Source organism: Bradyrhizobium sp. Crot121, from assembly GCF_059512385.1.
The window spans coordinates 1-19772 of the sequence record NZ_JCAMOR010000025.1 but is presented as its reverse complement, the minus strand read 5'-3'; the positions used below and the strand labels follow the sequence as shown (position 1 = coordinate 19772).

12 protein-coding genes are annotated in these 19772 nt (G+C 63.1%); 4 read left to right on the top strand and 8 right to left on the bottom strand.

The window, feature by feature from the left end; all coding sequences use genetic code 11:
- Positions 1-8: 8 nt before the first annotated feature.
- Entirely contained in the window at positions 9-5945 is a 5937-nt protein-coding gene (locus tag AC5ZGW_RS21925; protein ID WP_130225840.1) for a cadherin-like domain-containing protein, read from the bottom strand.
- A gap of 678 nt (positions 5946-6623) precedes the next feature.
- On the opposite strand from AC5ZGW_RS21925, the gene AC5ZGW_RS21920 reads away from it, so the two are divergent.
- The gene (locus AC5ZGW_RS21920) at positions 6624-7370 is read left to right on the top strand and encodes a transglutaminase-like cysteine peptidase (RefSeq protein ID WP_165435206.1); all 747 of its coding nucleotides are present in this window, start codon (positions 6624-6626) and stop codon (positions 7368-7370) included.
- Between the two features lie 96 nt (positions 7371-7466).
- Here the strand turns inward: AC5ZGW_RS21920 and AC5ZGW_RS21915 are convergent, their stop codons facing one another.
- The 6 genes from AC5ZGW_RS21915 to AC5ZGW_RS21890 form a co-directional block, all read right to left on the bottom strand.
- Positions 7467-8666, bottom strand: coding sequence for an ABC transporter substrate-binding protein (locus tag AC5ZGW_RS21915; protein WP_028167790.1), 1200 nt, complete (start codon positions 8664-8666; stop codon positions 7467-7469).
- 231 nt (positions 8667-8897) lie between these two features.
- On the bottom strand, positions 8898-10736 hold the full coding sequence (locus AC5ZGW_RS21910) for an AMP-dependent synthetase/ligase (RefSeq protein ID WP_130225838.1): 1839 nt from the start codon (positions 10734-10736) through the stop codon (positions 8898-8900).
- Between the two features lie 90 nt (positions 10737-10826).
- Positions 10827-11615: an ABC transporter ATP-binding protein gene (locus tag AC5ZGW_RS21905; RefSeq protein WP_130225837.1), complete on the bottom strand. Its 789-nt coding sequence runs from the start codon at positions 11613-11615 to the stop codon at positions 10827-10829.
- Positions 11616-11619: 4 nt separating this feature from the next.
- Positions 11620-12378 (bottom strand): ABC transporter ATP-binding protein, encoded by a 759-nt coding sequence (locus tag AC5ZGW_RS21900; RefSeq protein WP_028167787.1) that lies wholly within the window; start codon positions 12376-12378, stop codon positions 11620-11622.
- Positions 12375-13526 (bottom strand): branched-chain amino acid ABC transporter permease, encoded by a 1152-nt coding sequence (locus AC5ZGW_RS21895; RefSeq protein ID WP_130225836.1) that lies wholly within the window; start codon positions 13524-13526, stop codon positions 12375-12377. Before AC5ZGW_RS21895 ends, AC5ZGW_RS21900 begins: the two co-directional genes overlap by 4 nt.
- A 5-nt stretch (positions 13527-13531) precedes the next feature.
- Positions 13532-14407 (bottom strand): branched-chain amino acid ABC transporter permease, encoded by an 876-nt coding sequence (locus tag AC5ZGW_RS21890; protein WP_130225835.1) that lies wholly within the window; start codon positions 14405-14407, stop codon positions 13532-13534.
- A 292-nt stretch (positions 14408-14699) separates the two neighbouring features.
- Here AC5ZGW_RS21890 and AC5ZGW_RS21885 point away from each other — a divergent pair, with 292 nt between their 5' ends.
- From AC5ZGW_RS21885 to AC5ZGW_RS21875, 3 genes are all read left to right on the top strand, one after another.
- Entirely contained in the window at positions 14700-15452 is a 753-nt protein-coding gene (locus AC5ZGW_RS21885) for an ABC transporter ATP-binding protein (RefSeq protein WP_130225834.1), read from the top strand.
- Positions 15449-16972, top strand: coding sequence for a permease (locus AC5ZGW_RS21880; RefSeq protein WP_130225833.1), 1524 nt, complete (start codon positions 15449-15451; stop codon positions 16970-16972). Before AC5ZGW_RS21885 ends, AC5ZGW_RS21880 begins: the two co-directional genes overlap by 4 nt.
- Positions 16973-17095: 123 nt before the next feature.
- Positions 17096-17908 carry an MBL fold metallo-hydrolase gene (locus tag AC5ZGW_RS21875; protein WP_130225832.1) on the top strand — a complete coding sequence of 271 codons (813 nt, stop codon included), beginning with the start codon at positions 17096-17098 and terminating at the stop codon, positions 17906-17908.
- Positions 17909-18062: 154 nt separating this feature from the next.
- On the opposite strand, the gene AC5ZGW_RS21870 is transcribed toward AC5ZGW_RS21875, so the two are convergent.
- A complete protein-coding gene (locus AC5ZGW_RS21870) occupies positions 18063-19319 on the bottom strand; it encodes an aminopeptidase (protein WP_130225831.1) in 1257 nt (418 codons plus the stop codon).
- Positions 19320-19772: the final 453 nt, after the last annotated feature.

The following is a 19772-nucleotide window of genomic DNA, read 5'->3' as shown; positions in this document are numbered from 1 at the left end:
CGGTTCGGTCAGACGCTGCCCGGCGGAAGGATGAAGTCGTTGGCGTGCAGTTGGGCCAGCGCGACGTTCTTCAGCAGGATGGTGTTGTGATCGTTGCCGTCGAGGTCGATCTGCACGTCATGGCCGTTCGGCGCGGCCGCGACGTGATCCTGGAACCAGGCGTTAGAGCTCTCCTGAGAGTTCGGATCGAAGGCGACATAGTCTAGCTCGATCTTGTCCTGGCCCGGCGTGAAATCGCCGATCGTCGCGTGGCCCATGGCATTCTGCTTGAAGACGAAAGTGTCGTTGCCGCTACCACCGAACAGCGTGTCGTTGCCGCCACCACCGGAGAGGATGTTGTTGTGGCCGTCGCCGATCAGCGTGTCGTCGAAAGCGGTGCCGCGCAGGTTCTCGATCGAGGAGAAGATGTCGCCTTCGGCCGCGGTGCCGGAGGTCGCACCGGTGAGCAGGTTGACGCTGACGGGACCGCTTGCGTGCGAGTAGTCCACAGTGTCGCTGCCCGGATCGTTCGGGCCGGCCGGACCGCCGAGGCCGTTGAAGACATCGGGATGATTGCTGGCCAGGAACACGTCGGGGCCAACGCTGCCGACATAATTGAAAGCGACAGCGCCGAAGACGTTGCCGACCGTGCCTGTTCCGGCAGACGGGCCGGCGCCGGACGGAGCGCCTTCTCCGGTGGGATTGAAGACGGCCTGGACGTTGATGTTCCAGCCATGGGTGCTGACCAACAGGTGCTCCGGCGTGGCCTGGCCCGGGTCTGTTGTGCGGAAAATATCGATTTCGTTGATGATGTTGGAGAAGGAGCTCGTCTGCGGATCGTAGCTGTAACCGCTTCCGACCATCTCGAATGTGATGCCTTTGTCGAAGTTGACGACGAAGGCATGAATGCCGTCAGTGCTAGCGAACTGGCTCGCCGCCAGATCGTCGTAGAACGAGCTGAAGTCGTAACCGCTGGGCGTGTGCACGCTGACCGCAACCGGCGTCACCACCTGGTCGGAATCGACGTGATCGACGACCACGGCCTGGGTCTGCGCCGGCGTGGTTGCGGAGGTGTGGCTGCCATGAACGACGCTGGTGGCCGTCACGGTCAGCGAGAATCTTCCGCAATAGTCCGGCGGCGTGGCGAGGGTCAGGTTGCCGCCGAGGTCGGCGGCGTCGATCCGCCACGTATCGTCGACGGCGTTGTAGACGCCGTGATTGAAGATCGATCCGACCGGCGCGCCCGATATCGTGACATAGGTCTCGTCGGGATGGGTGTCGCCGGCAATGGAAACGGCGATCGGGACGATGATCGGGGTGTGCTCCGGTCCCTCGACCTGATCGAACGTGCCGTTCGGGCCGACCGTCAGCATCGGGGCGACCGCGGTCTCGTAGTCCAGCGTCAAGTTCGCCGTCGAGCTCGCGCTCAGAGAGCCATCGGAAGCGGTGTAGGTGAAGCTGACCGGGCCGGCATAACCCGGGGCCGGCGTGTAGGTCCACGTGCCGTTGTGATTGTCGACGAGACTGCCGCCGCCGCTCGCAATACTGAGGCCGGTGATCGAGAGCGACTGGCTGTCGACATCGCTCATGCCAGCCAGAAGATCGGAGGCATGGATCACGTAGGATGCGTCTTCGGTGCCGCTCGCCAATGTCACCGGCGTTGCGACCGGCGCATCGTCGGTGCCGGTGATCGTCCACGACACCGAGGCCGGCGTGGTGGCGTGGCCGTCGGATACGCCATAGTTGACCGTCACCGTTGCGTGCTCACCTTGAGCCAGATGCTGGTAGGCGGCAACGCTCGGATCGAGCGTGAAGGAATGCGTGGCCGCATTGTAGCACACGCCCGCCGGCAACTGCGTCGGAACGTTCACAACCGTGAGCGTATCCTGGTCGGAATCGGACGCGTTGGCGAGCGCGTTGAGCGTGCTTTGGCTGCCATCTTCCGTCACTGATCCCGTGACAACGCCCGAGACCACCGGCGCGTGGTTGCCGATCTCGTTCAGCGTGACGGATACGGTTTGGGTGAGCGTGCCGCCGTGACCGTCGCTGATCACGACGTTGAAGGTCTCGACCTTGCTATGACCCGGTAAGCCGTCGAGCGCCTGCCGCACGGCGGCGGGATCGGCGGTGTAGGTCCAGACGAATTGCCCGCCGACACCGCCGATATCGGATAGCTTGACCAGCGTCAGCGTTCCCAGCGCAGTGCCGCTGCCGGTATAGCTGCTGGTGGCGGTATGGACATCGTTGAGGTCGGGATCGGCGAAATTGATCGTGCCGGTCGCGGTGAGACCCACCTCGCCGTTGTGCACCTCGAACTGATCGACGCCGTCGATGCCGGTATTGCCGTCGGTGGTCGGAAGGGTGAGCAGCGCGTCCTGGTTTCCGGATTGCGGCAACTCGTAATAATGCTTGCCGTCGCCGGCCGAATAACCGGCGCGCGCCGGGGTGCCGCCAAGGCCGTCGGAACCGCCGCTGGCGTCACCCGTGGTCCAATCGATATCGCCGTAGCGATACTGGATGTCGAAATTGCCGTTGCCTTGGCTGATCAGAACGAGCTGGAACGAATTCAGCTTGTCCGTTCTCTGATCGAAATAGCCGACATCATCCCAGGTGATGGTCATGACGCCGTCGGCCGCGTCGAGATCGTAATAGACGCTGCCATGGCCGCGGGTATCGACGTCGGCCCAGAACACCGCAATGATCGGATTGTTCAGGCCCGCGTCGATCATGCTGGGCGTATAGGCGTCGGTCGGCGAGCGGAAGGTGATGTTGCCGTTATTGTTGATGTAGAGCGAGGTGTAGTGATGGCCGAAGAAATTGATGCCTTGCTCGCCGAACACCGTGGTGATGTCGATCGCGCCGGAGGAATTGTCATCGCCGGGGTCGAGCGCGACCTCGCCATAACCATGCGCTCCACCCTGCGCTCCGGGAAGGTCCTTGATCAGGCCCGACCCCAGAAGTTTCGCGGCAACCTCCGGGCTGACATGGTCATACCCGCCGTTTGCGACGGCCACGTTGATCACGCCGCTCGTCACCGTTCCGGCCGCCAACATCGGCGCATCGTTGACATTGGTGAAGGCAATGCTGCCCGCCTTCACATTGGAGAGCAGTTCTCCGTCGCTAGCCTGGATCGAGAACGTCGGCGCGGCCTCGCAGCCGTCGTGAACGAAGCGGACGTGGCCTGCGGCGAGATCGGCCGATGTGAAGCTGGCGGTATTGATCCAGCCTTCGCCACCCCACACCTGGAACTTGCCATGCGTGACATTGGTGACCGTGAAGGTGAAGCTGGAATCGTCGAGGTCGGTGACGTTGATGTTCGCCGGCGTCAGCACCACGACGCCGCCCTCGGACACCGCGAGCGTGGCGTCGTGAACGACCGGAGGTGTGTCCGCCACCGGGATGGTCGGCGGAACGGCATTGTGGACGCCGATCGTGATCGGGATGGTCGTCGTGCCCCCATTATAGGTAAGCTTGATCAGGAATTGCTGGGTCGCCGTGTCGCCATAGACCAGCGCGCCAAAATCCGATTTGTTCTCGGCGAACGTCCAGTTCACGAAGTTGCCGTCGGCGCTGAAGCTCGCGTGCAGCAGACCGGTCGGATTGCCCGCCGCGTCGGTGACGGAGATCGAGACGTCGTTGATTCCCCCGGTGATGCCGAATTTTCCGCTTGTCGTCAGGACCGACCCCGAGTTGGCGGTCTGCTCGACGATCGCGTTGCGGCCCGAACTCGGATCGACCACGAAAATATCGCCGCCAGGCCCGTCCGCGGTGGAAAGGTTCGACGCGTTACTGCCGAAGGCGATGAACAGGCCGCCGGCGCTGATGGTTGCGCCGAGGTTGGAGGCAGCGTTACCGGACGCCCCATCGGCCGCGGTCGACACCAGCATGATCTTCGGATGGGCGGGATCGGTGAGATTGACCACATAGGTATCGGCAACCGAATTGTGGTCGTTCGACGTCAGCGCGGCATCGCTCGCGAAGATGATGAAATGGCCGTCGGGGCTGATGACGGGGTTGTAGCTGCTGCCGCCCGGGTTCGAAGTCTGGAAGACGATCTGGTGGGTCTGCAGGTCGTAGAGGTAGATTTCCGAGTGCCCGTTCGCATCGGCGCTTTGATAGACGACATAGCGGCCGTCGGCGCTGAGCGAGGCTGCGCTCGCGCCGACCCCCTGCGCGGTGTCCGCGATCGTGCTGATGACCCCGGTCGACCTATCATAGACGTAGAGATGGCCCGAGCTGCCTTCGGGATCGGCACCCCAGAACGCAACCACATGGCCGTCGGCGCTGATCGCCGGCTTCAGCAATGATCCGCCGGCGCCGGCATCGGCGGGCGTGATCGTGGTGAGGACGTGTCCCTGCCGATCGTAGACGATGATATTGCCGCCGTTCTCGACCGCGATCCTGCTGCCGTCGCCGCTGACCGCAGGCGAGGTGCCCACGCCGATCTGTATCGTCGTGTGGTACTGCGCCGAAGACGGATCGTTGTTGTAGAGGAAGATGACGCCGCTGGAGCTTTGATAGACGACGGAGTGGCCATCCGAGCTGATGGTCGGCGAACCATAGATGCTCCCGGGGGGCGAGATCACGATGGTGACGCCGGTCGCGCGGTCGAACAGATAGATGACGCCGTCAGGATCATAAGTGACGAACTGCCCGTCGGCGCTCATCACCGGCCCGAAATGATCGCCAGTGCTGGTGGTGGAGATCCTGGTGACCGTTGGCGGATTGACGACGAACGGGATCGACGGCTGCGACCCGATGGGCTGGGTGGGCTGGTTGTTCTGCTGCCCCGGAAGGCCCTGATCAAACAATGCCTGATTTGATGGACCGCCCGCGCCGGTTCCGTTGCCCGTATCCATCAGGACGGAAAAGGTCTTGGTGGAGCCGATGTTGCTGCTGTTGATGGTGGTGTTGAGCGCCGAGCGGAATTCGGTTGCCGGCGAATTGGGCGAGGTCGAGCTGCCAAGGTGCGCAAATTTCGTCTGCGGATTGGCGTTGTTCTCGGTGTGCTGCGGCAGGTTCGGGTCGATCGCCTTCTGGATCTCGTAGGTATTGAGCACCGCCTGGAAGGTCGCGAATTCCTGCGCGATCTCCGCTAGCGTCTTGGCGCTTTCCCGCGCGATCAGCTCGAAAGCCGCAGTCGGCGTCAGCGTCAGGATGCTGCCATTGCTGGTCACCGTGCCGATCAGAACGCCGCGCGTGTTGAAGACCTGGACAGCATGGACCTGGTTGTCCTGCTGATCGACGACGGAGATCTTCACCGTGCCGTCGACCGAGGAGATGTCGAGGATGACAGCGGTGCCGCGGATCCCCATGGTCGCGATCGGGGTCGCGACTTTCATGTCGCCGCTCCTGGCGACCTGGCCGGCGACGAAGCTGGCGGCGCCCTGCACCAGCGTGATCAGCGACGAGTTCGAATTGCTGCTGGCGTCATAGGTGAGCTCGTTCAGCATCAACCGCGCATTGGCGTTGAGGTTGAACGTGGTGCCGTCCTTCAGGACGAGGCCGAGCGTAGAGTCGCTGCCGGTCTGCACCACGTCGCTCTGATAGACCGCTTCGCCATTATGCAGTTCGACGGTGACGCCGCTGCGCACCACGCTGGCACTGCCGGTCATCTTGGCGATATGGCCGACCAGCTCTGCCGCCGGCGGCGCTCCCGCCTGCGCGTAAACCGTGTGCCCGGTCAGCGCGTCGACGACCTTCGGATCCAGCGACGCGCCCTCGGGGGAAACCAGCATCGGGTGCTTGTCGCCGTGGAAGTAGTTCGGCACCACGACGCGATGCAGCTCGTCGGTGATGACGAGATCGTTGCCGGATTTGTGGAAGTTGCCGGAGAACAGAAGATGCGCGTCAGGAACAGTAAAGCTGTCCGCGTGGCCAGCGCGGAACGAAAATGAATCAAGATCGATATGCGCGTTGGAAAGAAACCCCAGCCCACTCGACGCAACTGTGTCGTCGTACTTCAATGCCCCCACCAGAAATAGTTAATAAAAATGTAAATTTCCTTAGCCAAACCTACACATATCATTAGGAGAAACCACGCGAAAGCACGCACACCGAGTGCGAGACCCATCGGCAGCGTCGTCGGGAAGCCTTCGTCCAGCCTGGCGCGAAGCGGATTTGATCCGGCGCGTGCTGGTGCAAGAAGAACGCATGGAGCCCCATTTCAATTTGCAGAAAATTTTAGTGAATTCAATTACTTATTTCGAAGGAAGGATATTTCCGACTGCTGGCCATCCGCCCAACCTGAGCAACGTACACCGACGTTCGGGCGCCCAATGTGATGTAGATTACGGATCAAGGGAAAAGCTGCCCCGTTAGTCATATGTTCAGAAAGACCGGCCGCCTGATGCGTCCGACGACTTTAGATGCTGTTGCGCCAGCCCCGCCTGCGGACGCGCGCCTATTAAGCCAACATCAAGGATAAGACATCATTACCCCCGAAAAGGTTCGACCGCCGAGGTTGGCAAGATCGATAAAATTTTCGACGCTTTGGCGAGGCCGGCTTCAGCGTCTTCCGCATTTCTCCCGCTCGTCCGCATCTCCTTAAACAGATCGCAAGCGCTCTCGCACGATCCTCTTCCCACGAAACGATCTGGTCACGCGCTGGCGAAACGCCGCCGAGGCCCGGACAGGGGTGTCAGATGGGAATGTTCGGTTACGCGGGCGCGCTGCGCGCGCTCATGTTCGCCTTTGCTCTGCTTTGGCTTGCACCGGTGGCAGAGGTCAGCGCGGGGACGCTGCTGTCGCCGGGGGGCGCGGTCCTGATCAAGAAATCGATCGAGCCGTTCGGGCGCGCGACAGCCATCCTCTCGGAAGGCGGATTGCGCGACAAATGGCTCAGCCTGCAGCGCCGGCTCGCCGATGATCTGGTGCAGCTTGCGCTGTGCGAGGGCGACCGCGAGAGCTGCGTCTCGCCGGCCGCGCTGAAATTCCTGGCCGTTATCGACGGCGCGAAGGCCACAGAGGGCCGCGCCCGGCTCGGTGAAGTCAACCGCGCCGTCAATCTCGCGATCAGGCCCGCGGACGATCTCGTGCAATATGGCGCGATCGACGTCTGGGCTTCGCCGCTGATGACCTTTGCGAACGGCACCGGCGATTGCGAGGACTATGCCATCGCCAAATTCGTCGCGCTGCGTCTGGCCGGCATGGCGCCGGAGGACCTGCGAATCGTCATCATGCATGACACGCTCCGCGGCGAGGATCATGCCGTGGCCGCGGCCCGGCTCGATGGCCAGTGGCTGACGCTGGACAACCGCCGCATGATGATGGTGGCCGATACCGACGTCAGGAACTACCGGCCGACTTTCGTGGTCGATGAAGCGGGCGTCCGGCGCTATGCCGACATGCCGCTGGTGGCCGAGGCGGCGTTGCGTTATCCCGCGGACTAACCAACCGTCATTGCGAGGAGCGGAGCGACGAAGCAATCCATCTCTCCGCTCGTGGCAGCATGGATTGCTTCGCTCCGCTCGCAATGACAGCGATACTCAAAACGACAGGCTGTCCTTCGTCAGCACCCAGCGGCCGTTCTTGATCTGCTGCACCTGCGTGATGGTGTTGGCGAGGTGGTCGTTCCTGGAGAACTTGGTCGGCGGCGAATTGAAGATGTCGAGAAACTTTTCGCCCGACTCCAGCGAATCCAGCATTTTCTGGCCGGTCAGATCCTTGCCCGCCTTCTGCGCATAGAAGGCAAACGTCATCACCGCGTTGTAGCCGATGATCGCCTGCGTGTTGGCGTCGGTGCCGAACATCTTCTTATAGTTGATAAGCCAGTCCTTCACCTTGCCCTTGGCGGTGTCCTCATAGGGGATCTCGAACCCGGACGCCGCATAGAGGCCCTCCACCGCTTCCTTGCCGAGCGCCGGCACTTCGAGCACGTTGGTCGGCGTCGCGCCGAGGAAGGTCACCTCCCAGCCGAGCTTCCTGGCTTCGTTCATCGCGCCGATGGTCTCGCGGATTACGGTGCCGAGCACGACAAGGTCGCAGCCATCAGCCTTCATCTTGGCGACCTGGGCGCTGAAGTCGGAGGCGCCGCGCTTGTAGCTTGTGATCGAGGCCGGCTGCAGCTTCATCGCTGCGAGCTGCTGGGTGAAGCCGTCGAGCACGTTTTTGCCGTACTCGTCATCCTGATGCATGATGCAGGGCTTCTTCGGGTTCTTCTCCTCCACCATGTATTTGAGCGCGGCGCGCGTGCTCTCGACATAAGGCAGCAGGTTGTTGAACTTCAGCCGCTCCTGCGGCTTGCTCGGATCGAACTTGAAGGTGAATTCGGCCGCCGTCAGCGGGAAGAGCTGGAGCACCCCGGCGTCGAACAGTACATCCTGCGCGGCCAACACGGTCGGCGACCCCATCGGGCCGATCATCGCGAAGATCTTATCGCGTTCGACCATCTTCTGCGAGGCCAGCACGGCTTTCTTCGGGTCGTAGCCATTGTCCTCGAGGATCATCCTGATCTTGCGGCCGTTGATACCGCCGCTCGCGTTGATCTCCTCCACCGCCATCTTCATGCCGTTGGAGACCGGCACACCCCAGACCTTGATCGGCCCGGACAAATCCTGATGGGTGCCGATGACGATCTCGTTCGCCGAGATGCCTTCATTGGTGACCTTGGTTTGCGCTGACGCCGGCAGGTGGGTCAGCGCCAGCGCACCCACCGCAAGGCCCAATGCCTTGAACGCTTTCGACATAATGATCCTCCTCTCCATGGCCCATATCGAGCGAAGGACCGGGCCTGTTTGGGCTCCCTCGCCTTTTCTTCACCTCGCCCCGCTTGCGGGGAGAGGTCGAAATTCAAGCGCAGCTTGAATTTCGGGTGAGGGGGAGCTTCTGCGAATCCGTCTGTCACCGTCTTCGCGGATAGAGCCCCTCACCCCGACCCTCTCCCCGTAAGAACGGGGAGAGGGAGTAATAAGCCGTGCCTAGGCGACCGCGCGCTCGCCGTACATCGCCTCGATCTCGGCGGCATAGCGTTTGTTCACGAAGCTGCGCTTCAGCTTCATTGTCGGCGTCAATTCCTCATCCTCGGGCGTGAGCTGGCGCTCGATCAGATAGAATTTCTTGATGGTCTCCACGCGGGCGAAATTGGCATTCACGGCCTCGATCTCGCGGTGGATCAGGTCCTGAATCTCCCGCGCGCGGCATAGGCTCGCGTAATTGGTGAAGGGGATGTCGTGATCCTGGGCGTATTTCTCGACATTCTCCTGGTCGATCATCACGAGGCAGGTGAGGTACGGCCGTTTGTCGCCGATCACCACCGCATCCGAAACATAGGGCGAGAATTTGAGCTGGTTCTCGATTTCCGAGGGCGTGACGTTCTTGCCGCCGGAGGTGATGATGATGTCCTTCATCCGGTCCGTAATCTTGACGTAGCCTTCATTGTCGATGGTGCCGACATCGCCGGTATGCAGCCAGCCTCTGGCGTCGATAGTCTCGGCGGTCTTCTCGGGCTGGTTAAGATAACCCATGAACAGGAATTCGCCTCGGATCAGGATCTCGCCCTTCGGGCAGGTCATCACCTCGCCCCAGGGCGCGGCCTTGCCGACTGAGCCGAGCTTGATGCGCTCGGTCGGCATGATGGTGGCAACGCCGCAATTCTCGGTCTGGCCATAGACCTCGCGCATGTCGATGCCGAGCGCGAGATACCAGCGGATCAGGTCGGGCGCGATCGGCGCGGCGCCGGTGAGCGCTATCCGGCAGCGGTCGAGCCCGAGCATGCGGCGGATGTTGCGGAACACCAGCCAATAGGCCAGTTGGTTGGCAAAGCGCAGCGGCAGCGGCGGCGTCTCGCCTTCGAGCCGATAGTCGGTCATGCGATAGCCGGCCGCCATCGCGCGGCGATAGACCCAGTTCTGGAACGGGGTCGCATCCTTCAGCGCGATGGTGATGCCCGAATACATTTTCTCCCACACCCTGGGCACGGCGAGGAAGGCGGTCGGTTGCACTTCGCGCAGATTGTCCGGCACGGTTTCGGGGCTTTCGGCGAAATTCATCACCGATCCGAGCGCGACCGAGACGTAGTAGCCGCCGACGCGCTCGGCGACGTGACACAGCGGCAGGAACACCAGCCGCTCCTCGTGATCGGTCGACGGGTAGAGGTCATTGGCGTGGCGCATCTGATGCGTCACGCTGCGGTTGGCGTGCATCGCGCCCTTCGGCGGGCCTGTGGTGCCGGAGGTGTAGACGAGGATCGCAAGATCGCTGCTGGTCCGGCTTGCGATCATCTCGTCCCACAGCGCCTCATTGTCCTGCGCATGATTGCGGCCCAGCGCGGTGAATTCGGCAAGCGACATCACCATCGGATCGGAGAAGCCGCTCAGGCCCTCCATGTCGAAGACGACGATCCGCTCCAATGTCGGGCAGCGCGCGCGGCAGGCGAGCAGCTTGTCGAGCTGCTCCTCGTCTTCGGCGAAGACCACGCGGGTACGGGAATCATTGATGAGATATTCGACCTGGGCCGGCGAGTCCGTCGGGTAGATGCCGGACGAAACGCCCCCGGCGCAGAGGATGCCCATATCGGCATAGACCCATTCCGGCACCGCGTTTGCGATGATGGAGGCGACATCGCCGGGGCGAAAGCCGATGGCATGCAAGCCGTAGGCGATGTCCTTGGAGATCTGCAGCCACTCGCGCCAGCTTGTCGGCTGCCAGATGCCGAATTTCTTCTCGCGGATCGCGGGCCTGTCGCCGCGCGTCTCCACCGCCAGCAGAAAACTTTTCGCGATCGTGTCGGCGACCGTCAGCACCGCCGGTCCGGCCATGCCCGTTCCCTCCTCTCGTCGCCTGTCGCGACCGCCGGCTTTTGCGCCGATCTTTCCGCGACAGGCCTTCAATTTACCGCCAAGTCCCTCTCAACGCCATGTTTTCTTCTTTTTCCAACGTCGCTCCCCCCGCGCACCCGTCTCCTTGGCGCCGAGATAGAACTCCTGGATATCCTTTGAATGCATCAACCGCTCGCAGGTGTCGTTCATCACGATACGGCCGATCTCCAGCACATAGCCATAATGCGCCGTCTCCAGCGCGACCGTGGCGTTCTGTTCGACCAGGAGGATCGACATGCCCTGCTCTTCATTGACCCGGCGGATGATGGTGAAGATCTCCTTCACCAGGATCGGCGACAAACCGAGCGATGGCTCATCGAGCAGCAGCAGCGTCGGCCGGTTCATCAATGCCCGCCCGATCGCAAGCATCTGCTGCTCGCCGCCGGAGAGCTGGCCGGCCGGCTGATCAATGCGCTCTTTCAGCCGCGGGAAATAGCTGTAGACGCGCTCCAGATCGTCGGCCACGCCGTCGCGGTCCGTGCGCGGATAGGCGCCCATCATCAGGTTCTCGCGCACCGACAGGAACGGAAACACCTCCCGCCCTTCCGGCACGTGGCTCAAACCCAGCCGCACGATCTTGTCGGCCTCCATGCGCTGGATCGGCCTCCCCAAGAATTCGATCGAGCCCTTCTGCGGATCGAGGATGCCGGAAATCGTCTTCAGCACCGTGGTCTTGCCGGCACCATTCGCCCCTAGCAGCGTGACGATCCTGCCGCGGGGCACTTCCAGGCTGATGCCGCGGATCGCCATGATCGGCCCGTAATAGCTCTCGACGTTGCTGAGCTTCAGGATGGTCTCGGGCGTGACGGAGGCGATCATGGCGTCATGCTCCGAGATAGGCCGCGACGACGTCGGGATGCTGCTGCACGTCCGCAGGCGAACCCATCGCCAGCACGCGGCCGTAGTTCAGCGCGATGACGCGATCGGAGACACGGTTCACCAATGTCATGTCGTGCTCGACCATCAGCACGGTGATGCCGAGTTCGGATCTCATGTCGCGGATCCAGAACGACATGTCGTCGGTCTCTTCCACGTTCAGTCCTGACGATGGCTCGTCCAGCAGGATCAGCTTGGGCTCCGAGCACAGCGCACGAGCGAGTTCGATTACCTTGCGCACGCCGTACGGCAATCCGGAGATCAGCTTGTCGCGATAGGGCTCGAGATCGAGGAATTCGATCACCTGTTCGACGCGGCGGCGATGCACCTTCTCACTCGCGCGCACGCTCGGCAGGAACAATAGCTCCTGCCAGAGCTGCGTGGTGGAATGACGATGACGGCCGACCAGCAGATTGGAAAGCACCGTCGCATTCTCGAACAGTTCGATGTTCTGGAAGGTGCGGGCGATGCCGAGCTTGGCGATGTCGTAGGCCGGCTGCTCGGTGATGTCCTGATCCTCGAAGAAGATCTTTCCGGAGGTGGGCGGATAGATCCGCGAGATCAGGTTGAAGATCGAGCTCTTTCCCGCGCCGTTTGGCCCGATGATCGAGAGGATCTCGCCCTTCTCGACCGCGAAGCTTACGGCATCGACCGCCTTGAGGCCGCCGAAGTGAAGCGAGAGATTCTCGGCGCGGAAATAGCTCATCGGTTCCGCTCCGACTTCACATAGATCTTCTGCCGCTTGAAGGTGGCGCGCTTGTAGAGCGGGAAGAGCTGGAAGAAGAGCTTGATCTTCAGCCAGCGGCCGTAAAGACCGAGCGGTTCGAACAGCACGAACAGCACGATGATGATGCCGTAGATCGCGCCCTTCAGGCCATTGGCGGAGGCAAACGCGGCGACTGAGTTCTGGATATGCGCGGCGCGCTCCTGGCCGGCGCCAAGCGTCGCAGCAAGGCCTGCGATCACGCCGGGCATGTCGTCTTTCAGATAGGTCAGGAACGGATCGATCATGACAAGGAAGATCGCGCCCAGCACCGCGCCGTGCAGGCTGAAGGTGCCGCCGATCAGAATCACGATGATGAACTCGATCGAGAGCTGCAGCGTGAACATCTCCGGGCTGATGAACGAGAGCTTGTGCGCGAACAGCACGCCGGCAAAGCCGGTGATGGCGGCGCTGATGGCAAAAGACTTCACCTTGTAGAGCGAGACGTTGATGCCCATGCTGCGCGCCGCCGTCTCGCTGTCGCGGATCGCGACGAAGGCGCGGCCGGTCGGCGAGCGCAAAAGGTTCAGCGAGCCGACGATAGTTAGCACCAGCACCGCAAGGCAGAGATAATAGAAGGTCGGCCCGTCGCGCGGCACTGCGGTGCCCAAAAAATAGAGTGTCTTGACCCGCATGCCCTCATTGCCATGGGTCACGCTCTCCCAGCGCGCCAGGATCTCCTCGACGATGAAGGCAAAGGAGATGGTGGCAATGACGAGATAGATGCCCTGCAGCCGCAGCGCCGGAAATCCGACGAGCGCGCCGACCACGCCGGTGAGCAGCCCGGCGGCCAGGAAATAGACCGGAAAGGGCACGTTGTACTGCTGCAGATAGGCAGCGGTGTAGGCGCCGATCGCGAGAAACGCCGCGTGCCCAAGCGAGGCTTGCCCGGTGAAGCCGGTCAGGATCAACAGCCCCACGCCGACGGTCGCATAAATGCAGACGAAGACGAGCTGGCTCATCAGATAGCTCGAGAGCACGTGCGGCGCGATCAAGAGCAACGCCAGCAACAGGCCATAGGAGAAGATGTAACCCGAATGCGGGAACAGTTTGATGTCGTCTTCGTAGTCGGTCTTGAACAGGAACCGCATGCTGCTCAAACCTTCTTGCGCACGTGAAGGCCGAACAGGCCTTCGGGCTTCAGCAGCAGCACCGCGAGCAGCACGATATAGGGTGCGACGTCCTTCCAGCCTTGGGGCAGATAGAAGCCGGCCATGCTCTCGATCACACCGATCAGCACGCCGCCGACCACAGCGCCAGGGATCGATCCGAAGCCGCCGAGGACGGCGGCCGGAAACGCCTTCAATCCCAGCACTAGGCCGACATTGGAGTGAATGAACGTAATCGGCGCCAGCAGCACGCCGGCGCAGGTGGCGACCGCCGCCGAGATCGCCCATACGATCGAAACCACGCGCTTGACCGGGATGCCCATGTAATAGGCGGCCAGCATGTTCTCCGAGCTCGCCCGCATCGCGGTGCCAAGCGTGGTGCGGTTGAAGAACAGATAGAGCAGCGCACACAGGATGATCGTCGCCGCGATCACCGACAGCTTGTCGTAGGCCAGCACGAGGCTGCCGATGCGCAGGACGCCCTGGCTGAACGGCGTCTCGATCTTGAAGTCGTCTGTCCCCCAGATGATGCCGGCGACCGAGCGCAGGAAATAGCCGAGCCCGATGGTCGCCATGATGACGGAGAACTGCGGATAGCCGAGGATCGGCCGCACCACCACCCGCTCCGCCAGCATGCCGAACAGCGCCATCGCCGCCACCGCGCCGGCAAAGCCGATCCAGTAATTGAGGCCGAGCATGCCGATGAAGGTGAAGGCGAAGAAGCCGCCCAGCATCATCAGGTCGCCCTGGGCGAAATTGACGACCTCGGTTGCCTTGTAAACGAGCACGAAGCCGAGCGCGATCAGGCCGTAGACGCAGCCAAGCGCAACGCCGCTCACGAGCTGCTGAACAAAGTCCAGCATCGCCTTCCCTCCCCGATGCACGGCAATTCTTGGCGACCGCTCGTTGCATCCCGCTTCCGCCCCCTCTTTTCGGGAGCGCTGGAAGCTGTCTATGTCCGGCGGCGATTTGAGCGCAAAGCAGGAACCAGAGTCAACAAAGCGCTGCGCCTGCCCTCTGGCATAATTGCGCAGAAATGCCGCAGCCGAACGTTCCCGCGCATTGCCCGCGATTTGCGGCCTGCGATTCACCGCGCCGAAACGCTTTTCGGCCCATGGTCCGCAACCAGACATCAACCTGGACCGTCCCCACATCATGCCATCAGATGCGCCAGCACTCGGAGTGCGAGGGTTAACCAAGCGTTTCGACCGGCCGGCGGTCGACGCGCTCGATCTCACCGTGCGCCCCGGCGAGTTCTACGCGCTGCTCGGGCCGAACGGCGCCGGCAAGACCACGACGCTGCGAATGGTCGCCGGCCTGCTCAAGCCCGACGCCGGCTCGGTATCGATCTTCGGCATCGATGCCCTGTCCGATCCGATCGCCGCCAAGCAGATCCTGGCCTGGGTGTCGGATGAGCCGATGATCTACGACAAGCTCACCCCCCTCGAATATCTCGAATTCGTCGCCGGCCTCTGGGGCATCGATCCCCGCCTTTCCGAACGCTCAGCCCAGGACCTCCTCGTCTCGCTCGGGCTCGAGCCGCATCTGCACGAGCGCTGCGAGGGATTCTCCAAAGGCATGCGCCAGAAGGTGGCGCTCGCCGGCGCGCTGGTCCACGACCCGCGCCTGATCATCCTCGACGAGCCGTTGACCGGCCTCGACGCGCTCTCCGCCCGCCACGTCAAGGGCCTGTTGCAGGAGCGCGTGCGCGCCGGCTCCACCGTGATCATGACCACGCACATCCTTGAAGTCGCCGAGCGCATGGCCGACCGCATCGGCGTCATCGCCAAGGGCAGGCTCGTGGCCGAAGGCACGCTCGCGGAACTGCGCCAGCGCAACGGCCGCAACGACACCAGCCTCGAAGACGCCTTTATCGCCCTGGTCGAGACCGAGGCGGCCGCCGCATGAGTTCGGCGACCGACCTCACCTGGTTCGCCCGGCACGAAATCCGCCTCGCCTGGCGCGAATGGCTGGCGATGATGACCGGCCGACAGGGCCGCCGCAAACGCGCGGTGATCGGCCTCGTCATTTTCGCCGCCATCCTGCATTTGCCGGCCTATGCGGTGGTCGGCCGTTTTGCCAACCTGACGCTGCCGCTCGACAAGTCCGCGCTGATCGTGATGTCGTCGACGATCTTCCTCGCCTGGGCGCTCATCCTCTCGCAGGCGGTCGAATCGGTGACGCGGGTATTTTACGCCCGCGCCGACCTCGATTTGATCATGTCCTCGCCGGTCCGGCTCACCAATATCTTCTCGGTCCGCATTGCCGCCATCGCACTGCAGGTCACCGGCATGGCGCTGTTGTTCTCGACGCCCTTCCTCGATGTGCTGGTGGTCAGCGGCGGACCGCGCTGGCTCGCCGCGTTCGGCGTCGTCATCGCGATCGGTCTTTCGGCCGCGGCGGTCGCCACCGCCCTCACGGTGGCGCTGTTCCACCTGATCGGCCCGCGCCGCACCCGCCTGGTAGCGCAGGTGCTGGCCGCGATCATCGGCGCCGGTTTCGTCATCGCGCTGCAGATCGCCGCGATCCTCTCTTACGGCACGCTCTCGCGTTTCGCCGTCCTGACCTCCGATACCGTGGCTGGCTTCGCGCCTGATGCCGGCAGCATGCTGTGGTGGCCGGCCCGCGCCATGCTCGGCGACGGCGAGGCGCTCTCGCTCCTGCTCGTCTTCAGCCTGATGCTGCTCGGCGTCGTGATCGTGGCATTCTCGCCGCGCTTTGCCGACGCCATCATCAGCATCTCGGCGAACCCGGCGATGGCCAGCCGAAAGGCCAAGCTGCGAACATTCCAGCGCGGCTCGCGCCAGCAGGCGCTGCGCTGGAAAGAGTTCATGCTGCTGCGGCGCGACCCCTGGCTGCTGTCGCAGAGCCTGATGCAACTGCTCTACCTGGCACCGCCGGCGCTGATGCTGTGGCGGAGCTTTGCCGATGGCTCCGCCGGCCTGACGCTGATCACGCCCGTTATCGTGATGGCAGCGGGCCAGCTTGCCGGCGGCCTCGCCTGGCTGACGATATCGGGCGAAGACGCGGCCGAACTGGTCGCGACCGCGCCGCTGTCGCCCTCGCAGGTGATCCGCGCCAAGATCGAGGTCGTGCTGCTTTCGATCGCGCTGGTGGTTGCGCCGTTCGTCATCGCACTGGCGTTCGCCTCGGTGCTGCAGGCGGCTGTCACCGCGCTCGGCGTGACCATCGCCACGATCTCGGCCGCCACGATCCAGCTCTGGTTCCGCGTGCAGGCCAAGCGCAGCCAGTTTCGCCGCCGCCAGACCTCCTCGCGTGTCGCCACCTTCGCGGAAGCCTTCTGCTCGATCGGCTGGGCGGCGACATCGGCGCTCGCGCTGGCCATGCCGATCGCGGCCGTCATCACCGGCGCCATGACGCTGGTAGTGCTCGCCACGACCTGGAAGATCAGCCCGCGGCGGGAATGAGCGTCGGCCTCTGTTCATGCGCGCGTTGCAAATGTGACGCGGGGCGATGCGACCAAGCCGGCATGACGGCAGCCGGTTTCGACGGTAGAGTAGCGAGGACGTCACCGCCGACGGACCTTGCCCATGTTGCGATCGATCCTCGCCGCCCTTGCCCTGCTCGGCTTCCTCAGCATCGCGGCCCATGGGCAGGACGCCCAGCGCAGCGAATGCCTGGCGATGGCCAATGCACCGCCGCGCGCCACGCCGGTCAGCCTGCGCCGCGTCGCCAAGGCCGACGAGGTCGGGATCACCTATGCCGGGCACTCCACCTACTACATCGATACCCCCGGCGGCATCCGGATCGCGACCGACTACAATGGTGCCTACCGCACCGGCCGCCTGCCTGATGTCATCACCATGAACCGGGCGCATAGCACGCATTACACGCTGTTTCCCGATCCGAAGATCCCGCATGTGCTGCAAGGCTGGGGCGAGAACGGTCAGCCCGCCCATTATGCGATGCGGATCGGCGATGTCTTCGTCCGCAATGTCACCACCGACATCCGCCGCACCTATGGCGAGGACTCCGGCGGCGAGATGATCAAGGACGGCAACTCGATCTTCATCTTCGAGGTCGCCGGCCTCTGCATCGGCCATCTCGGCCATTTGCACCACAAGCTCGACGAGAGCCATTTCGCGGCCATCGGCCGGCTCGACATCGTGATGGTGCCGATCGACGGCACCTTCACCATGTCGCTTTCCGGCGTCTCCGAAATCACCAAGCGGCTGCGCGCCGCCGTGGTGCTGCCGATGCACCGCTTCGCCACCCCGCTCGACGAATTCATGCGCCTGATCGGCCAGCAGTTCGAGATCGACCAGCGCAGCGAGCGGACGCTTAAGATTTCGCGCGACACGCTGCCATCGACTCCGACGGTGATCATCCTCGACGGCGTGTAGTTCACCTCGCCCCGCTTGCGGGAGAGGTCGAAATTCAAGCTTCGCTTGAATTTCGGGTGAGGGGGAGCCTCCGCGCACATCGCTACCATCGTATTTGCGGAGAGGCCCCTCACCCCGACCCTCGCCCCGCTTGGGGGGAGAGGGAGATCCTCGCTTACGCCCACTCGCCTTTGCGGAACACGGGGACGCGGCTGCCGTCGGTTCTGACTCCATCGATGTCGGTCTGGCTGGAGCCGATCATCCAGTCGATATGGATCAGGCTCTGGTTGCCGCCTTGCGCTGCGATCTGCTGCGGGGTCAGCTTGTCGCCGTCGATGAAGCATTTCGAATAGCACTGGCCGAGCGCGATATGCGAGGCGGCGTTCTCATCGAACAGCGTGTTGAAGAACAGCAGTCCGCTCTTGGAGATCGGCGAGGAGTGCGGCACCAGCGCGACCTCGCCGAGGCGGCGCGCGCCCTCGTCGGTGTCGAGCACCTTTTTCAAGACTTCTTCGCCGCACAAGGCCCTGGCTTCGACGATCCGCCCTTCCTCGAACCTGACCTGGATATTGTCGATCAGGGTGCCCTGATAGGACAGCGGCTTCGAGCTCACGACGTGACCGCTGACGCGGCGGCAATGCGGGGTGGTGAAAACCTCTTCCGTCGGGATGTTGGCGTTGCAGGTGACGCCGTTCTTGGCAACCGATGCGCCGCCTTCCCATTCATGGCCGTCGGCGAGCCCGATCGTGAGATCGGTCCCCGGTCCCGTATAGTGCAGCGCGTGGAAGCGCTGGCCGTTCAGCCATTGGGTTCGCTCGCGCAAGACTGCATTGTGCTTCTCCCAGGCGGCGACCGCACCGTCCTGGTCGACGCGGGACGCCGCAAAGATCGCGTCCGCCAGCTTCCCCACCGCGGTCTCCAAGGGATCGTCAGGAAAAACCTGCTTGGCCCAGGACGCGCTGGGATAGGCGATGATGTTCCAATTGACCTCGAAATTGACGATCTTTTCCAGCGCTGGCTGATAGGCGACCGAATTGGCCTTGCTGGCGCGCGCAACCTTGGTCGGGTCCTCGCCCGACAGCAGCATCGGGTTGTCGCCGACCACCGCCAGCCGCGCGGTGTTGGCGGAGAACGCCTTTGCCATGCCCTCATAGAGCCAGTTCGCCGCGCGATCGAAACCTTCATTATGGCCATGGCGATAGCGCGCCAGCGTGACCTCTTCGTCGGAGAGGATCGGCGTGACCAGGCCGGCGCCGGCCTTGTAGGCATGCACCGCGAGCCGCCGCACCAGCGGCAGCGCCGACGACGGCGCAGTCAGGAGCAGGTCCTGTCCCGGCTGCAATCCGAGCCCGACCTTGATGGCGACTTCGGCGAGGCGGTCGAGCTTTTCGGGATCGATTGCGGCGGAAGGGTTGCGTTGCGATGCGGTCATTCGGGATCCTTGAAATCGGTGGCTTTAGCAGAGATAGGCGATCGGCGCGGGCCCTTCAACGTTTCACCGAGGACAGCACCCGGTCGACCATTTCGGATGGAAGCCCGGGACGACGTGGGGAGAGCGGACCCGTAGGATGGGTAGAGCGAAGCGAAACCCATCAACTTCGGCGGCAAGGGGCACGAATGATGGGTTTCGCTTCGCTCTACCCATCCTACGATTGTCGTCCCCGCGAAAGCCGTAGGGTAGCCCACCATCCAGTGCTGTACTCGCGATGGTGGGCACGCTTCGCTTTGCCCACCCTACGGCGTCGCCGCAAGTCATGATTCAAATTTCAAACAGCAGTGGGGATGTGAGTTCGCGTTCTCGCGGCGAGTCACGCCCGAGCTTTGCATCACTTTCCGCCCTCCTCGAAGACAGAGGGCGCAGGGAAAGCCGGGTGCCGGTCGCACC